General features: G+C 40.1%; 12 protein-coding genes. 10 read left to right on the top strand and 2 right to left on the bottom strand.

Annotated features, from left to right (window positions below):
• Positions 1–47 precede the first annotated feature (47 nt).
• The 4 genes from BUB77_RS17875 (at position 48) to BUB77_RS17860 (ending at position 6,214) form a co-directional block, all read left to right on the top strand.
• A complete protein-coding gene (locus BUB77_RS17875) occupies positions 48–2,057 on the top strand; it encodes a beta-galactosidase (RefSeq protein ID WP_073278207.1) in 2,010 nt (669 codons plus the stop codon).
• A gap of 439 nt (positions 2,058–2,496) precedes the next feature.
• Positions 2,497–3,405, top strand: a complete 909-nt coding sequence (locus BUB77_RS17870) for an ABC transporter permease subunit (protein ID WP_084124411.1) — start codon at positions 2,497–2,499, stop codon at positions 3,403–3,405.
• A 19-nt stretch (positions 3,406–3,424) separates the two neighbouring features.
• Positions 3,425–4,315, top strand: coding sequence for a carbohydrate ABC transporter permease (locus BUB77_RS17865; protein WP_073278206.1), 891 nt, complete (start codon positions 3,425–3,427; stop codon positions 4,313–4,315).
• Positions 4,316–4,396: 81 nt separating this feature from the next.
• Positions 4,397–6,214 (top strand): type 2 periplasmic-binding domain-containing protein, encoded by a 1,818-nt coding sequence (locus BUB77_RS17860; RefSeq protein ID WP_073278205.1) that lies wholly within the window; start codon positions 4,397–4,399, stop codon positions 6,212–6,214.
• Positions 6,215–6,348: 134 nt separating this feature from the next.
• Here BUB77_RS17860 and BUB77_RS17855 read toward each other — a convergent pair whose 3' ends face one another.
• Positions 6,349–7,071 carry a 4Fe-4S binding protein gene (locus tag BUB77_RS17855; RefSeq protein WP_073278204.1) on the bottom strand — a complete coding sequence of 241 codons (723 nt, stop codon included), beginning with the start codon at positions 7,069–7,071 and terminating at the stop codon, positions 6,349–6,351.
• Positions 7,072–7,226: 155 nt separating this feature from the next.
• Between BUB77_RS17855 and BUB77_RS17850 the strand changes: the two genes are divergently transcribed.
• The 5 genes from BUB77_RS17850 to BUB77_RS17825 all read left to right on the top strand — a co-directional run bounded on the left by BUB77_RS17850 (position 7,227) and on the right by BUB77_RS17825 (position 11,890).
• Positions 7,227–7,793, top strand: coding sequence for a PadR family transcriptional regulator (locus BUB77_RS17850; RefSeq protein ID WP_073278203.1), 567 nt, complete (start codon positions 7,227–7,229; stop codon positions 7,791–7,793).
• Between the two features lie 281 nt (positions 7,794–8,074).
• The gene (locus BUB77_RS17845) at positions 8,075–8,485 is read left to right on the top strand and encodes a DUF1801 domain-containing protein (protein ID WP_207650847.1); all 411 of its coding nucleotides are present in this window, start codon (positions 8,075–8,077) and stop codon (positions 8,483–8,485) included.
• 27 nt (positions 8,486–8,512) lie between these two features.
• Positions 8,513–8,884 (top strand): iron chaperone, encoded by a 372-nt coding sequence (locus BUB77_RS17840; RefSeq protein WP_073278201.1) that lies wholly within the window; start codon positions 8,513–8,515, stop codon positions 8,882–8,884.
• 34 nt (positions 8,885–8,918) lie between these two features.
• On the top strand, positions 8,919–9,761 hold the full coding sequence (locus BUB77_RS17835; RefSeq protein ID WP_073278200.1) for an MBL fold metallo-hydrolase: 843 nt from the start codon (positions 8,919–8,921) through the stop codon (positions 9,759–9,761).
• Between the two features lie 710 nt (positions 9,762–10,471).
• Positions 10,472–11,890, top strand: coding sequence for a beta/gamma crystallin-related protein (locus BUB77_RS17825; RefSeq protein WP_073278198.1), 1,419 nt, complete (start codon positions 10,472–10,474; stop codon positions 11,888–11,890).
• A gap of 255 nt (positions 11,891–12,145) precedes the next feature.
• On the opposite strand, the gene BUB77_RS17820 is transcribed toward BUB77_RS17825, so the two are convergent.
• On the bottom strand, positions 12,146–13,342 hold the full coding sequence (locus BUB77_RS17820) for a helix-turn-helix domain-containing protein (protein WP_073278197.1): 1,197 nt from the start codon (positions 13,340–13,342) through the stop codon (positions 12,146–12,148).
• Between the two features lie 134 nt (positions 13,343–13,476).
• Here BUB77_RS17820 and BUB77_RS17815 point away from each other — a divergent pair, with 134 nt between their 5' ends.
• Complete coding sequence (locus tag BUB77_RS17815) at positions 13,477–15,402, top strand: FAD-dependent oxidoreductase (protein ID WP_073278196.1); 1,926 nt, start codon at positions 13,477–13,479, stop codon at positions 15,400–15,402.
• Positions 15,403–15,558 lie beyond the last annotated feature (156 nt).

The following is a 15,558-nucleotide window of genomic DNA, read 5'->3' as shown; positions in this document are numbered from 1 at the left end:
TTTTCCATTTTGAAAGTGCGTACTATTTGCGTCACATGGAGGTTAGCATGGAAAAGATTTTAAAAACGGAAGCTCTGCAAATAGAATATGGAACCGTGGTGCCGGAAGAGAGTCTGTCTGTCCTGAAATGCGAAGCACTGGAGGGTGCAAGAGCATCCTATGTACAGGAGGATATCGTAGAGTACTTTAAAGGCGCAGATTATATTTACCTGGATATTACGGCAAGAAAAGCACCCTATTCGTCTCCGGTAATTCAATTTGAATTCTGGCAGGAGGGAAATGATACCAGGGAGCCGGACCTTACCGTTCGATTATCCTGTCTGCCTCAGACTTCTACCTGCCTTGTTGTTCCCTTAACAGCGCTGGATGCCCAGAATATTTTTCTTGCAAGGACACCCGGCAGGCTCCGCGGCTTTGTGGCCGGAAGTTCGGTATCAAAGGAGAAAATCAGCAAATTTGCCGTTGGGCTGCGGGAATACTGGTCGGAACAGGAGGTTGCCTTCGGAGAGCTCCATTTCAGTGATAAAATGCCGGAAATAAAGCTGGAACCTGTAAAACTGGTGGATGAATTGGGCCAGTGGATGCAGAGGGAGTGGGAAGGGAAGACAAAAGGCATGGATGAAATGATTGCAGGCCTTCGGAATCAGCAAAAGGATGCAATACGGGAAAAGGCAGCCGGAAACCAGGAGGAACACAGCTATGGCGGCTGGCCGGGGCTTCGTTTTGAAAAAAGCGGTTATTTTGCCCTTGAGGAATACAAGGGGAAATTTCTCCTCAAAGATCCGGAGGGTTATGGGTTCTTTTCAACCGGAGTAGATGTAGTCAGTCCGGAGATAAATTGTCCGGTGGAGCAAATAGAGAATTATTTTTCCTGGCTGCCGGAGAGGAACGGGGTATTCGGGGATGCCTGGGAAAGCTTTGGAGGCATGGATCAGGTCAATTTCCTCAAGCTGAATTTAATCAGAGCCTTTGGAACGGAATGGGAAGAAGTCTGGAAGAATATTATTACCTCTTTCCTAAAGCAGTGGGGTTTTAATACCATCGGAAATTTTTCAAAGCTTCCGGCTATGGGAGAGGTCAATATTCCTTATGTCTGCCATTTAAAGGACTTTCCGGGCACAAAACAGCTGATATACAGGGATTTTCCGGACGTGTTCTCGGAGGAATACGAGGAAAATGCTGCAAGGTATGCAAAGCAGCTGGAAAATTACAGGGAAGACAGGTTCGTAATTGGGTATTTTATGCGGAATGAACCGGAATGGGCTTTTGCCGAAGAGCTTGAAATAGCAGCCGAGCTGCTGAAATATCCATGCCGGACACTGAAGACAAAGGAACGATTTATCGATTATCTGAAGCAGCAATATTCCGGAATAGAAGAATTAAACAAGGAATGGGGCATGGCCTTAGACTCCTTTGAAGATTTCAAAAATCCTGTTGCAGTGGAAGTATTGGTGTCTCCGGCTGCCAAAAAGCATCTTACCGCATTTTCCTACGAGATGATAAAGCAGTATGTTAAAGTACCGGCCTTAGCTCTTAAAAAAGTAGATCCGAACCACCTGAATCTTGGGATGCGCTATGCATTTATTCTATATCCAAATCAGTGTGCCGGCAAGGAATACATGGATGTTTTTTCAATTAATTGCTATAAGGTCGACCCTGGTCAGGTTCTGCAAGAGGTGACCAGCCTGACAAAGATGCCGGTATTGATTGGGGAATTTCATTTCGGCTCTATTGATAAGGGGCTCGGAAGCACCGGAATTGTCGGAGTTGCATCACAAAAGGACAGGGCAATGGCATACCAGAGGTATATTGAAGCCTGCACACAGAACCGGTACTGCATCGGTGCACACTGGTTTCAGCTTTATGATCAGCATTGTATGGGAAGAATGGACGGAGAGAATTATCAGATTGGTCTGCTGGATGTCTGTAACCGGCCCTATGAAGAATTCATTGAGGGAGTGAAATATACCCATGACAGCATGTATTTGCTATGCACCGGAAGAATGCAGCCTGAGAAACCGGAGCCGGAGCTCGCAAAGAGTAATATTGCATCTTAGAACCGACAATTTAAAAGAGCAAGAAATGATAATTTATTGGCAAGTTAAAAGAATGATGTTCCAATAATCATATGATATACTAAAGATTAATCAGATATTTAATCAGAGCTTAATTTTAAAATTAATCAGAATTTATTAATCAGCCGCTCAGCGGGTGGCAGGCGAATGAACAAAGAATAGTGAAGAACAAAGGATAGTGCAGAAAATAGAAAGAGAGGGTCGTTTGGGGGAACAAGAATGGATATAACAATGACTGTATCAGAGTTTTCGGCAGGAGCTTCTGGCCAAAACAGAAACAGATAATTACAATATGGTCGAAATTGCATAGTTTATTCATTGTTTTGGTTAGAAATCCATCATGAAATGATGTAAAAATATACATATAAGCGAAAGATATCTGAAGATAATTAGTAAAAACTAACAATGTGGAGGGAAAAGGTTGGAAATCAATATGAATCAAAAGACGAAAAAGAAAATAAAATTACTGCTGTTGATTATGCCATTTCTGATTTTGGTATTCAGTATTTATTATGTACCGCTGTTTGGGTGGATTTACTCTATAACGGATTATGTACCGGGAAAGAAATTGAGTAATCTGCATTTTATCGGACTAAAATCCTTTATGCTGATAACAAAAGACGGAGGCGGTTTCTTTAATGCCTTTAAAAATACACTGGCTTACAGTTCCTTAGCATTAATCTGCACACCGCTGCCGATGATTCTGGCGATTATGATATCACAGCTTCGTAACAGCAAACTGCAGAGGGTAATCCAGACCGTAACCTCATTTCCCAACTTTATATCCTGGGTCCTGTTATATTCCGTCGTATACATGATATGCTCCGCTTCTGACAGTGCACTGAATACATTATTGACAAGCTTTGGCGGAGATGCCTATTCGATGCTTGGCGACAGAAAGCATGCATATCTTATCCAGACAATGCTTGGCCTTTATAAGACCATGGGTTATACGGCAATCATTTACCTTGCCTCCATCAGCGGTATCAGTCAGGACTACTATGAAGCCGCAGAGCTTGACGGAGCGGGGAAATGGAAGAGGATTGTACATATTACGGTTCCCCTTCTTCTGCCTACCTTTCTGGTCATGTTCCTTCTTCAGGTAGGAAACTTATTAAACAATGGTTTTGAGCAGTTCTGGATTTTCCAGACCTCCTTTACACAAAGCAAGCTGGAGGTAATCGATACATACACCTATCGAATGGGTATACAACTTGGAAATTATTCTTATTCAACGGCTGTCAGCGTTATGAAATCTGTTATCAGCGTAGTATTACTGTTTTTGACAAACGGTATTGCTAAAAAAGTCCGTGGAGAATCTATTATATAAGATAAGAGGAGAAAGGAATATGCACAAAAGGCACATGAAAAGAACAAAAGGAGAAGTCGTATTTGACGTTTTAAATGTAACCCTCCTTCTCCTGTTTACCGCTATATGTTTTTATCCGATTTGGTTTTTTCTCGTAAACTCAATCAGCGACCCAAAGGCAATCGCAAAAGGAATATATTTAATCCCAAAGCAGCTGACAACATATAATTACACTTCCTTGTTCAACGAAGTCAGCAACCTGTTTCCGGCGTTTAAGATATCCATACTCCGAACGGTGCTGGGAACTGTGTTAACCCTTTTCTGCTGCAGCTTTGTTGCATTTATTGTTTCACAGCAATGCCTTCCCTGCAGAAAAGCATTGTATCGCTTCATTGTAATATCCATGTATATTAACGCGGGTGTTATTCCCTGGTTCATTACAATGAAAATGTACCATCTTAACAATAATTTTCTGCTGTATATTATTCCTTCTGCAATTACCGCTTTTTTTGTAATCCTGTTAAAGACCTATTTTGAGTCTGTACCGGCAGAGCTTCAGGAGTCGGCTGAAATGGACGGAGCCGGTATCCTTACCGTTTATGCGAGAGTAATGCTTCCGCTGTCTAAACCGGTGCTCGCGTCCGTTGCGGTATTTTCAGCGGTGAACCAGTGGAACCAATGGTATGATAACTTCATGCTGATAAATAAGAGTACGCTGCAGACAGTACAGTATCTGTTGTATTTATACCTGACAAAGGCATCTCAGATGACGGGTAACACAGCAGCCAGTGCAGCGGCAACCCTGGGCTCAAATCCCACATCAATTCGTATTACAATTACAATGGTAACAATGATACCGATTATTATCGTATATCCGGCAATGCAGAAGTACTTTGTCAAAGGAATTATGCTTGGTGCTGTTAAGGGGTGATAGAAAGGCTGCCCGGTCCTTGGGGGAAATGCTTTTTTATAAATGAAAACTATATTCATAATGGATTGGAGGAAAAGTTTTATGAAGAAGAGCAACAAAATTTTAGCAGTTTTGCTGAGTCTGGTAATGGTAATGTCCCTGTTTGGCGGTTGTGGTAAGAATTCCAATGGCACAGCAAATAAAGAAGTTTCCGGTGATGTTACAAAGGAAGCCACAAAGGCCCCGGATGACAGCAAGGCCTCCGGTGAAGTTGCTACCTTAACAGGTGCCATATTCCTGGAATCAGTAGAAAGTAATTCGATAAAAACAGACCCTGTTTCCAATTATATCAGAGACCGTTTTGGCGTGCAGTTTGATGTAATCAGCGACTGCTCCGGAAACACCTGGAACGAGCAGTTTCCGACACAGCTTGCATCAGATTCCCTTCCGGATGTGTTTCTCCTTGTAAAAGATGCGGCTACCGGTTATGCCGGTACACTTAAAAAATTAGTGGACGCAGGTGCCGTAGCCTGCCTTGATGATTACCCGGATCTTTTCAAGGATTACAATTCCGACCCGGTATTGAAGGCAGAAATGGATTATCATAGGAACTTTGTAAGTCCGGACGGAAAAGCTTACGGTTTCCCCATGTATTTCGGTGAATCCAATTATGCCAAGGGACTTGTGGATACCATTGCACTCAGATGGGATGCCTTTGAGGCGGCAGGGAAGCCTGAATTTAAGAACTTTGACGAATTGGCAGATGTCTTAAAGAAGATGCAGGATGCTGCACCTGTGGATGTAAACGGTGACAAGCCATATGCAATCAGCGGTTGGTTTGGTGAAGCACAGGGTTGGGGAGACTGGCCTTTGATTTACGGATACCAGCAGATGATTTCCCAGTCATCCGCAGCAATACAGTATCATAACGAAGACAAGATTTCGGATGTTAACTATTATGCCGATGAGAAATCACCTTATTATGAATACCTGAAATTTATGAATAAGGCATATAATTTAGGAATTATAGATCCGGATGCATGGACAATGAAATGGGATCAGTATAATACGGAAATGGAAAACGGTTCCTTCCTCTATTGCCCGGCCGGTTGGTTAACCGATCAGAAGAACAACATTATCACTACGAACTTAAAGGATGAAAATGCAGGCTTTGTTCACTTTAAAGCACCTTCCGATTACGCCGATACCTATTCGGGCGGTTACTGGGACTATGGTACAAGCTGTACCTATGTTATTTCTTCAAAGTGCAAAAACATAGAAAAGGCAATAGAGCTTCTTACCTGGATATCCAGCCAGGAAGGCTCTCTGATTATGGAAAACGGTCCGGAAGGTCTGGCCTGGAAGATGGGTGATGACGGTGTTCCGGTCGGAAACGATGATTACCTTAAGATGGGGCAGTTTGATTCCGAAGGCTATAAGCAATATGGCGCAAATCTGTATCATCATTTCAAAGGGTATTCCGATGCAACGACCTTAAGCAAATATGGCAATGTTACAGCAAACTTAAGACTTTCCGATGCTGCAAATCAGCTTTCCATTAAGCCTTATGAAAAATCAGCCATGGAATATTTCGGTGCCAAATCCTTCACGGATGAAAACTGGTTAAACAGAGCAAATACGACATTTACCTTTAACCTGATTGATGCCTCCGGGGCGGTACCGGATGATTATGCAATGGCTTCCGCAAACATTGTCAATTATTTCTTTAACCAGCAGTTTGCGGCAATCCAGGCCAAGTCCGATGCGGATTATCAGGCAATTGTAGCTGATATGATTAAATACGCAAAGGATGGCGGTGCTGAGGATATCCAGAAGTATTACCAGAAGAAGCAAAACGAAGTGAAAGATTCTTTATCTAATATTTCTTCACAGATTGGTAATGCGTTAGCAGGCAAATAAGAAGGGTAGTCGGTTGCCACGATTAGTAAGGGCGTGCTGCAAAACCAATGTCATTAAGCGAAGGCAACCTGTATGTATAACCTACATAACCTACAAGAGCAGAGTATAAGAAATCGTACTCTGCTCTTTTTCTATTATTTAAAGGTCAGCGTTATTGCCTTTTTAGGACAGCTGTCGGCACATTCGCCGCACAGGATGCATTCAGTATTTTTCATGCTGCCTGCTGCAACCATAGTATGTACCTCCAGACTCATGGGACATTTTTTGGTGCAGAGCCTGCAGTTCACGCATTTGTCAGGAGCCGGTCTTAAATGCAGGGAGGGAAGGTGAAGCCGGTCCTTAACCTTGACACCAAGTACCATAAAGGGTGCCATCCAGCAGATGGAGTGGCACATGCCGCGTTTCCCAAGGGTCAGTGCCAGGACTGCGACCAGAGAGATAATGCCGAAATAGATCACCAATCCGGGAAGGCTGGAAGCCGAAATTCCATGATCGGTCATATAAAAGAAATCAATGGAATGAATACCGCCTGCAGAAAAAAAGGCAGCGGCAATACCCAGCAGCCAAAGGACCCAGATAACATATTTGAGCCGGTTGAGCTTTTTGTTTTTTATCGGTTTATCAGTTACGGTAAAGCAGCATTCCTGCAGGCCTCCTGCGGGACAGAGCCATCCGCAGAAGGCACGGCCAAAGAAAAGGGAAAAGAAAAACAGACCGGCAAAGGTCAGGAAGCTTCCTGTAATAATCCCAGCAGTGCCTCCCTGAATAATTAAATAAGGTGAAAAGTAGAATAAGGTAATAGGGAACAGTAAAAACGATAACAATAATAAAAAACTTCGTAATTTTTGGCGCTTCATAATTTTATGCTCCTTTCAAAATGATAATATGCATTATGGTCGAAGGGCATACAGCAGTATCACTGTAGCATCACTGCAGTATTCTCTTGACAAGACTATATCAAAATGATATAGTCTTGTCAAGAGAGGTTTTATATAAAATCAGGAGGCTTGATATGGCAAAGGAAAATACGACAGCTTACATTATCTTAGGGCTTTTAGAGCATGAGGATTTGAGCGGATACGATATTAAAAAGAAGATTGACCTTATGATCAGTCATTTTTGGGAGGTGGGCTACGGACAGATCTATCCTACCCTGAAAGTCCTGGAAGAAAGCGGCAGGATTGTGAAAAGGCCGGGGGAGACTTATAAAGGGCCGGAACGGAATCTATATTCCATTACGGAGAGCGGAAGAACTGCTTTAACGGAGTGGCTTAAAATCCCTGAAATAAAAGACCATACACGGTACGAAATTCTTTTAAAGCTGTTTTTTGGGAGTATGCTTTCCGTAGAGGAAAATTTGAAACGCATTGAATTGTATCGTGAAAAGCATCTTGAAAATCAGAAAACCATTCAGTTTTTTAAACAAAATCTCCAGCAGGTACTTTCGGAGGATGAGGATCATCTGTATTATTACTTAACGGTATTATTTGGAGAAAAAGTGTATGAGGCTTATCTTTCCTGGACGGAGGAAGCAAAGGAGCTGCTGGAAAATTTTCAGAAGGAAAAAGGGCCACTATAAGGTTGATATATTTTTCACGACAAATAGGTCGGTCTATGATAAAATAGAGACGGTAATGTTCTCTGTTAAGAAGATACATGCCGAGAAATAACACTTGTTATAACTGTTATTAGTTCGTAACTAATTTCTATATTAGGCTGGAAATATTCGGTTTTTGTAACAAAGTAGAAAATACAGGTAATATTAAATTATATAGAAGTAAATAATACATCACAGAGAATACCTTTGAAAATTTTCATTATCTTCACCAACATTAAAATTGAATGAAGGAGGGTTTTACGATGGAAGAGCAGTCTGGGAATGATACGAAATCCCCGTCCCAATTAATTGATGAGAGAATTGAGGAGCTGGGTGACTGGCGGGGTCAGATGCTGTTGAAGGTGCGTAACCTGATCAGGCAGGCCGACCCGGAGGTAGTTGAGGAGTGGAAATGGAGGGGTACCCCTGTCTGGTCCCACGATGGTATGATATGTACCGGAGAGACTTATAAAAATATTGTGAAGCTGACTTTTGCCAAGGGAGCATCCCTGGAGGACCCTTCCCATATTTTCAATTCAAGCCTGGATGGAAATGCAAGAAGGGCCATTGACATCCATGAGGGAGAAGAGGTGGATGAGGAGGCGTTTAAAACGCTTATCCATGCAGCCATTGCACTAAATCAGTCCAGCCGCAAGACTTCCCGCAAGGGGTAAAAGTCTACTCACTTTAGGAGGAATAACATGGAGGTTTTTGCAGAATATTTAGCGCGTATAGATAACCCCCAGCAAAAGGCCCGGTTCGAAGAGGTCTTTGGCTGGATAATCGGGAAGTTTCCCGGCTTAGTTCCTAAAATTGCCTGGAATCAGCCTATGTTTACCGATCATGGTACCTTTATTATCGGTTTTAGTGCAGCCAGGCATCATATGGCTGTTGCCCCGGAGAGGGCAGGGATTGATCATTTTTCAGCAGAGATTGTACAGGCAGGTTATGAGCATACGAAGGAGCTGGTGCGCATCCCCTGGGATAGCCCGGTGGATTTTTCGTTGCTGGAAAAAATGATTGCATTTAATATTTCGGATAAGGCTGAATGTTCAACCTTCTGGCGGAAATAGACATACTTTACTAAATTCAGATTGGGGCGGGGATATGTTTGAAAAGCTGATTAATAATAAACTTTTTAAAAGTAAGGACTTAGGTCATGGCGTAATAATGATTACAGATATCACAGGGGTCAGCGGCTATCTTGTGATGGGAACAGAACGGGCATTATTGATTGATACCTGTTGCGGAATAGGCGATATCAGGGCTTTTGTGAATAAAATATGCAGGAAGCCTTATGATGTGGTCTTGACTCATTTACATTTTGATCATATTGGAGGAGCCTATCTTTTTGATGAAGTATTTATTACGAAAGAGGATGCCCAATATATGCGGAGTGAATTTGAGGAAAGCTATCCGGAAGTACAGAGACAGTTAGATAACAAAACTCCGTTTTTTATGCATTTAAAGGTTGCCCTTCCTAACGATAGAACAAAAGTTACTTTTATGAAGGAAGGTGACAGCTTTCCCCTTGGCGGACGGACTCTTACTATTATTAAGGTTCCCGGACACACCCAAGGTTCTGTTGTTTTGCTGGATGAAGAAAATCGATTATTATTTACCGGTGATGCAGCCAATTCAAGAACTCTTTTGGTATTCGACTATTCAGCTGCTGTTGGAGAATATTATGAAGCCTTGAAAAAGCTAAAAAAGCTGGAGGACAGGTATGATAAATTTTATACCGCTCATCCTCCCTATGATGTTAAGAAAACCTGTCTGGATGATTTACTGGAAATATGCAGGGAAATTCAGGAAGGTAAGAATGAGCCGGTAATGTATGAGTTCAATAAAAAAGAGTATCTTTTGGCAAAGCAATATTTAGAAAATACTTGTGACAGAATCGATGGAAAAATCGGAAATATTGTTTACAAGAAAGCCAGCCCAGTGTGATTGCATTGGACATTGGTGGAGCAAAGCCTTTCGGGGGATTTCTTGATTTCTTATAAAATTTATGCTGTATGCGAACCTTTCTGGGTTCGCATTTTTTTGTTGAGAAATTTCATTTTATTGTTAGTTCACATGTTTTCATATTTTTTAAATTACAAGCAGAATCAGATGAGCTTGTATTCTGGAGTTATATCCTTTCTTAAGGAAGCGGAGAAGGCTTTCTGCAATTGCAGCATGGAGGAATGAAAAGACGTTCCATAATTGGGATGTCATTCCACAAACAGGATTTATAAGCATATAAACTCAGGCTTTAAAGAGTAAAAAGGCAGTTGCAGGTCCATTTAACATAGGTGCATTGTACTATTGCCAGAATATATTCTTGGAGTATAATGAAATTGGGATTCCCATAATATGTAAAGAAAATGACGCATTAACGCAATAAAAACAAACAGGTAAAAGTAAATACTGAAATGAAAACGTTTTTAAGGTTATATTGTTCCGGTCAGATAAGAAGAAATAAAAGTCATTAAAATAATATACGAGGGAGGTAAAAGTGAGACAGATCAATTATTATTCTGTAGTTGCAAGGTAGGAAAACATTATCACTTTGAAAGAACCTCACAATGAGTACAGCATTGCAGAAGCGCAGAAGTGCTCATTTCAAGCTTCTTTCAGATTTTGTGCCGCTGTAAGCGGCAGAATGAGAGGAAAATATGAATAAAAAAATAAGAGTGTTGATAGCAGCCTTTACGTTTATGATATTTTTTGGCCTGATGGCCGGCAGCAAGGTTCAGGCGGCTGATGTTCCGCCTTCTACCTGGCAGGAACACTGGTTTGAACACAATCAGCTGTTGAAGCTTGTATACTATAATGATGATGTAGCCGTATATTTTGATAATGATATCAATGCCGGAAATGCCAAGTGGATCTATCCCTTTGTAACCGATGTATGGAAATATACAAAGCAGACCTATGGAGATATGAACGGCGGAGGAAGGCTGTATGTAGTAATTCACAATAAATATCCCGGAGGGCATCCTGCCTACTATTATGATTCCAGTCATGATTACCGGAATGTGATTGATGTAGGAGGAAGTGATTTTAGCAGTAAATCCAACTGGAATATTGATGCCATCGTACATGAAATCGGCCATATAGTGGAAAGCACCACAAACGGGGCCAAGGGTTCTCCCACCTTTGATATCTGGAAAGACAGCAAATGGTGCGAAATATACCAGTATGATGTTTATAAAGCCCTGGGAATGACAAGCGATGCGGACAGACTTTATAACAGCTTTATAAGTAAGACCGACAGCTTTCCCCAAAGCGGAACCGCATGGTTCAAGAACTGGTATTACCCTATTTACAGCAGTTATGGAAACAGTAAGGTGCTGTCTGACTATTTCAAGCTCCTGTCACAGTATTACCCCAAGAATTCTTCCGGGTATTATACCAGAAGCCTGAACATGGGAGAATATGTCCATTTTATGAGTAAAGCGGCCGGTGCGGATTTAAAAAGCCTTGCTTCAAATGCTTTTGGATGGAACAGTACCTATGAAAGCCAGTATCAAGCAGCAAAAAATGAGTTTCCCTTTACCTATGACAATACCTATGGAGCAACCTTTTATGAGGACGCCAATTACGGCGGCTGGTCCGTCAGCTTAAGGCCGGGACGATATGATACCGAAGACTTAGCCAGCCTGGGTATACCAAATGATAAGATTTCATCAGTAAAGATAACCTCCGGATTAAAGGTTACTTTATATGAAAATATAGGCTTTGGCGGCCAGTCAAAGACCATAACGGAGGACACTTCGTCTCTTCCGGATTTTAATGACAAAACCTCATCCATCGTAATAGAGGCAGCCTCAACCCCGGTCTTTTACTCAGATGCCAATTTTGAAGGTAAATCGATTACTTTGTCAGAAGGCAGCTATAATATGAATGACCTGGAAAGCAGGGGACTTTCCAATGATACCCTTTCTTCTGTAAGAGTGCCTAATGGCTATAAGGTTACCCTGTACAGCGACATCGATTATGGCGGAAATGCCGTTGTTCTGCTGGGGGATTCTGCCAGCCTTGGTGACTTTAATGACGAAACGACCTCTATTAAAGTGGAAAAGTCTTACTGAAACTTTAAAGACATAACGAGTATGCAGTAAAAATGCAGGCGGACAAGCAGCTTCGCCGTACTTGAAATGCTCTATTAAATTTTATTTTTGGACAAAGCAGGCAGGAAAGCCTTAAAGTGGCTTCCCTGCCTGCTTTCTGTTTTCTGTTTTAATTTAGATAAGCAAGAAGGGATACAATCCGCAACCCTATGGATTTAATAGCAGTAAATGTATACTTGTTTCTGAATCAGTTGATTTTACTTATACACCGAAATCTTACGATGATTTGGAATTACGATATGATTGTGGGGTGATTTTGTATTGACGTTTAAAAGCATTTTGAAAGTGGCTCTGGTTAGAAAAACTTAATAAATTACTGATTTGGCTTATACTTTTATTGGTATATTCTAACAAATTTTTTCCTTCCTCAAGTTTACATAAAAGAATGTATTTTCCTAACTCCATACCGAATTCTGTCTTGAATTTATGGGAAAGGTAAGAACGGTTAAAATCCATGGAAGATGCTATATCTGATACAGTAAGGTTTTTATAAATATTTTCATTAATATATTTGATTATTTTATACAAAAACTTATTAATGTTAGACGGAATTTTAGAATTAGCAGTACGTCTTGTGAAATCATGAGTTGCATGTACTAAAAGCGAATCTATAGCAATAATCTCAGTGAGTTTTTCCATTTGCTTTATATAAAGTTCAGACAGTTGATAAGCAGTAATCGGAGGGAGTCCTCCTTTAATGGCAGAACGTGATGTCAAAGCGATACCAATAATAAAGCCGTTCTTTTTTTGCCGTAAATAATTATTTGTAGTAATACCTATTTCATAATTCCAATAAGCGGCACTTTCGTAAAATTCCTGCAGCTTATTTACATTTCCTGATTCAATGTAGTGAAATAATTCTTTTTCAATTTCATAGTTAAAGTTAAAGGTTTTTTCTTCAAAATACATCTCTGTATTCTTATAATAATTCTCGTTAATGTAACTATCAGAAACAGTGTTAGAACAGTGAGAAACATCTGATTTTGCTAATTTGGTATGATTTATTAAGAAATTAGTAAGTAACATTATAGAAATAAATGTATCTATATCCTGTTGTGGTACCATGTAAAAGAAAAGATTGAATATTTCTGCTTTAGAACTCTCAATCATATAATCTTTTTGCATACTTAATAAAGTTTGCTTTGTATAAGGCAAAGGATTGGCAGGACCCAGTACAATACAAAGTTCGCTATTTTTAACCTGTACACAGCCATAATATGTATAGTAATCAGTCTCTATATACGAAATCAATTCTGTAGAATGCCATAAATCACCCAGATATTTGTGTGTAGGATGTGTACACGTATCCTGCTCAGGGAAACTGGAAATTAATTTCATTGTATTGGAATAGATATAAATAGGTAAATGAACAGAATTATAGATATATTCACAAGATTTTTTGATATCTGTCATAGTCTCTCCTTTGTTAAATTTACGACGACTATAACGATTATACAATTAATATAACATATATACAATACAAACAAACAAAAATTTATTATTATTAAATTATATATTTGAACAATAACCAATGAAGGAGATACATTATGTCTAAGCATGTTTTAAGTCCTTACAAAATAGGGAAAATGGAAATTCAAAATCGCTTTGTTATGCCAGGTATGGGAGTGAACGAAAACGGAACTGTCGATGAGGTTTCTATTGCCTGGTATGAAGCCCGTGCTAAAGGAGGGTTCGGACTTATCATAACTGAGTTTTTTGCAGTTGATGCACTTGGAAAAGCAGTTCCTGGAGAAGTTATTTTAGATAACGATGAGATTATACCAATGTTAGCAAAGCTACCCGAACGTATTCATAATTACGGAACTAAAATATTCATGCAAATTCATCATGCTGGTCGTGAGACAAATAGTTATGTAATTGGTGCACAACCAGTTTCTGCATCAGCAATACCATGTCCTATAAATCGTGAACTTCCCCGAGAATTAGGTACAGAAGAAGTGTATGAGCTTATAGAAAAATTCGGAGATGCTGCTTTAAGGGCGAAAAAAGCAGGTTTTGACGGGATAGAAATACATGCAGGTCACGGATATCTAGTAACACAGTTTATGTCTGCTTATGTGAATAGACGTACGGATGAATTTGGTGGTGATATAACCGGACGTGCTAAGTTTGGAATTGAAATTGTAAAGAATATTAAACGAAAATGCGGAAGTGATTTTCCTGTCTGTATGAGATTAAGCGGCGACGAACTTGTAGAAAGTGGAAGAAAACTGAATGAAACTGCTATTTTAACAAAATTGTTAGAAGAAGCCGGAGTGGATGTATTCAATATTTCAATAGGTGTGTATGCAACTCCGCAATATATGGTAGCTCCCTATCCGGCTTCGATAGGATTTAATGTCAACGCTGCGGAAGCAATCAAGAAAGCAGTTCATATACCGGTTATTGCGGTGGGAAGAATTAATGATCCGGTCTTAATGGAATCTGTTATTGAAGACGGAGCTTGTGATTTCGTTGCTTTGGGAAGAACAAGTATTGCGGACGCAGAGTTCCCTAATAAGGTCAAAGAAGGCAGAATCGATGAGATTTCTCCGTGTGTGGGATGTAACACCCGCTGTCAGGGAAAACCGGGAAGTGACCCTAAGGATAGTGGGATATCCTGTGCATTTAATCCATTTTCCGGACATGAAACTACCTTGAAAATTCTAAAATCAGATTCACCGAAAAATGTTGTAGTAGTAGGCGGAGGTGTCGGAGGGCTAGAGACAGCCTGGGTCGCAGCAGCTCGTGGACATTCTGTAACTTTGCTGGAAAAAACAGATAAACTAGGAGGACAGATTGTTTACGGATGTGTTCCGCCAAATAAAGTAGAATTATCACGTGCTGTAAAATATTATAAAACTATGTGTAAAAAATATGGTGTTAAAATTAAGACGAACTTTGAAGCTACCAAAGAGAATGTTCTAGAACAAAATCCTGACACAGTTATATTAGCTACTGGAGCGATCCCCATTCAGCCGAATATCACAAATGAAGGCATTCCTGTTGTACAAGCATTAGATATTTTGGGTGGTAAAGTACAGGCAGGAAATCGTGTATTAGTAATCGGTGGTGGACTTGTAGGATTAGAAACAGCAGAATTTCTTACATCTCAGCTTAGAAGTGCAACCATTGTTGAAATGCTTGATGAAGTCGGAAATGGAATAGGAGATAGTACAAAATACTTTATTTTGAAGTCTCTAAAAGAAAATAATGTAGAAATAATTACTGGAGCAAAAGTAGAAAAATTTACTACAAATGGCGCTGTTTGTTCAACAAAAGAAGGGAAAATTACATTAAAAGACTATGATATGGTAGTACTTGCTATGGGAACAAAATCATTTAATCTTTTAGAAAGTGAATTTGAAGGACAGGTAAAAGAGTTATATGTGATTGGAGATGCATTGCCTGGAAAAGATAAGACGATTAGCGCAGCGGTAGATGCTGGAGCTAAAGTGGCTTTAAAATTATAATTAGATAAATATTCTATCCGACATATTAATTTCACCAACGATAATAATGGAGTTTATTTTGATATACAGATTTACTATTACATGATAAAAAAAATACGGTGAATATGTGATTAATATTCTGACAAAGGGCTTTGATACCGCTATTGTTTATTGTAA

Origin of the sequence: Anaerocolumna jejuensis DSM 15929 (genome assembly GCF_900142215.1) — a bacterium.
Taxonomy (GTDB): Bacteria; Bacillota; Clostridia; order Lachnospirales; family Lachnospiraceae; genus Anaerocolumna; species Anaerocolumna jejuensis.
The sequence above is the reverse complement of the archived record's forward strand: the minus strand, read 5'-3'. Positions and strand labels throughout refer to the sequence as shown.